Here is a 2,456-nt window from a genome sequence, read left to right on the forward strand (position 1 = left end):
ACAATTTTTGATTTATCCGGCTATTGGAATATTAATAAATATACCAAGCTGAATGTGGCATTTAACAATATGTTTGATAAAACCTATTGGAACTATGCAAGTGTCGGTACACTGATAGGATCAGGTACTGATCAGGCAACGTTAATTGACCGTGCTGCCGAGCCAGGCCGTAATGTCGTTGCAAGTCTTGAATTTAAATTTTAAACATCCTTATTGATATTTCTGGAACATTTGATATGAAAAACGTTCTCTTTCAGCACTGATTACTTTGACTTTATGCACTAGCATAAGTTTTGCAGCTGCGCCCCAACCTGATCTTTATAAACAAAGTCTGGGCTTTTATAGCTTAAGTCATAGCGAACTCAAGGACAGTACCCAAGCCACTTTTGTTAAAAACTTCGTTGCAGATTATCAGCCATTATTTCAACAACATAGTAAAGTTGATTTACAACAGTATCTAGCATTTGAAAATGCCCGATTACAGTCTATTATCGATCAACGTCGTGAAATGTCTTTAAAACAGGCACATGTACGTTTTGGTGTGATTAATCAGGATAAAGATGACAAAATCACACTGAAGGAGTTTCAGGAAACAGGGTTAAAAACATTTGGCGGATTTGATAAAAATCAGGATGGGATTATCAATGCCGAAGACCAGAAACTTGCACCGGCTGCACAAGGTACACATGATGGTTTACGTATTACCACACCGTTGGCTATGCCAATGGCAAATAGTATTGCCGAATTTATCCAGATGTATGGTGGCGATAAAGGTTTTGTGACTTTAGGCGATTATTTAAAAGAACGCGATCAGCAATATTTCCATACCGATGCAAACCACGATTTGACTTTATCTGAACAGGAATATGTCACAGAGTTCATGCAACGCTATGATGAAAATCTGCAAAAAGCAAAAGCAGAATATCAAACTATTTTCACCGAACAATTCAAAGCCATTGCAAATAATAAGGCAACCATCAGCAGTAAAGATGTAGATGCCTATGCAAAACTATTGTTCAAGCATTTTGATGCCAATAAAAATGGTCGTCTTGAGGCAAATGAGCTGTAAATCTGGCTCTGGTCAATTTTAAATTTTTCCCACGAATACCCTGCCCTAAAATCATTTTGGGGCAGTTTTTTTGTATTTCTTAAGTGATTTTCTATCACCCAATGCTTTGAAATAATTAAAAAATAATAAGACTAAATTTTCACCCATATAAGTCATATTACGTATTATCAAAATAATAGAAAAATGAGAATTTAACTGCATAGGTAAACAACGCACCTTATTTCAAAAGTGTAGACCAAAAACAGGAGAATTCTCATGGCGAGTACCGGAAGTGTAAGTGCTTCAGAAGAGGCCCTACTTGTTGCAGCAATCCAATATCCAGTACCTGTGATCAAGGGACCTGAAGATATACAAGTGCAAGTTGACAGGATTTGTACAGCACTGGCCAATACCAAGGCAGGCTATCCAGATCTCGACTTAATTGTATTTCCAGAGTATTCAACTCAGGGCCTAAATACGGCAATCTGGACTTATGATGAAATGCTATTAACCATCGAAAGCCCGGAAATCCAGCAATTCAAAGATGCCTGTAAGAAAAATGATGTATGGGCAGTATTTTCCTTGATGGAAAAAAATGAAGATCCGAGCAAAGCACCTTATAACACAGCCATTATTGTCAATAATCTAGGGGAAATTGCATTACATTACCGCAAATTACAACCATGGGTACCGATTGAACCGTGGTCTCCTGGCAATTACGGTATGCCGGTATGTGATGGACCAAAAGGTTCAAAACTAGCAGTATGTATCTGTCATGACGGCATGTTCCCAGAATTGGCCCGTGAAGCAGCCTATAAAGGATGTAATGTCTATATTCGGATTTCCGGCTATTCTACACAAGTCAACGATCAGTGGATCTGGACCAATAGAACCAATGCTTGGCAAAACCTAATGTACACTGTCTCTGTCAATCTCGCAGGTTATGACAATGTATTCTATTACTTCGGTGAAGGTACTATCTGCAATTATGATGGTAATGTCATTCAGCAAGGCCATCGTAACCCCTGGGAAATTGTGACCGCAGAACTTTTCCCACGTTTGGTAGATCAGGCACGTGAGAACTGGGCACTTGAAAATAATATTTTCAATCTGGGTTGCCGCGCTTATGTCGGAAAACCTGGTGGTGAAAAAGCCAACTACCTGACTTGGGTGGAAGATCTGGCCAAAGGAGAGTATAAATTACCTTGGGATGACAAAATCAAAATTCGTGATGGCTGGAAATATTATCCGGATGGCGTAAAACTTGGACCTATGCCGAAAAAATAATTTTTAGCATAGCGCTACGATAAAACAAATCCTCTCTATATCGCATCAGAAATGGTGTTGGATGAGAGGGTTTTGTTTTAAAATCAATGCTAATGGATTAACAACTCGACTTGTTATTGAT

3 protein-coding genes are annotated in these 2,456 nt (G+C 38.6%); all 3 read left to right on the top strand.

The window, feature by feature from the left end; genetic code table 11:
• A partial coding sequence (locus Aba26S_RS20665; RefSeq protein ID WP_155770361.1) for a TonB-dependent receptor occupies nt 1–204 on the top strand: 204 nt, incomplete at its 5' end.
• 64 nt (nt 205–268) lie between these two features.
• A complete protein-coding gene (locus Aba26S_RS20670; RefSeq protein WP_004756685.1) occupies nt 269–1,069 on the top strand; it encodes a hypothetical protein in 801 nt (266 codons plus the stop codon).
• Nucleotides 1,070–1,324: 255 nt separating this feature from the next.
• On the top strand, nt 1,325–2,335 hold the full coding sequence (locus Aba26S_RS20675) for a formamidase (RefSeq protein WP_004756684.1): 1,011 nt from the start codon (nt 1,325–1,327) through the stop codon (nt 2,333–2,335).
• Nucleotides 2,336–2,456 lie beyond the last annotated feature (121 nt).

This window comes from Acinetobacter sp. NBRC 110496 (genome assembly GCF_000876115.1).
GTDB lineage: Bacteria > Pseudomonadota > Gammaproteobacteria > Pseudomonadales > Moraxellaceae > Acinetobacter.

Bases quoted from the DNA above. Each gene is read 5' to 3' on its own strand.
- Aba26S_RS20675 (WP_004756684.1), top strand. From the start codon at position 1,325: ATGGCGAGTACCGGAAGTGTAAGTGCTTCAGAAGAGGCCCTACTTGTT.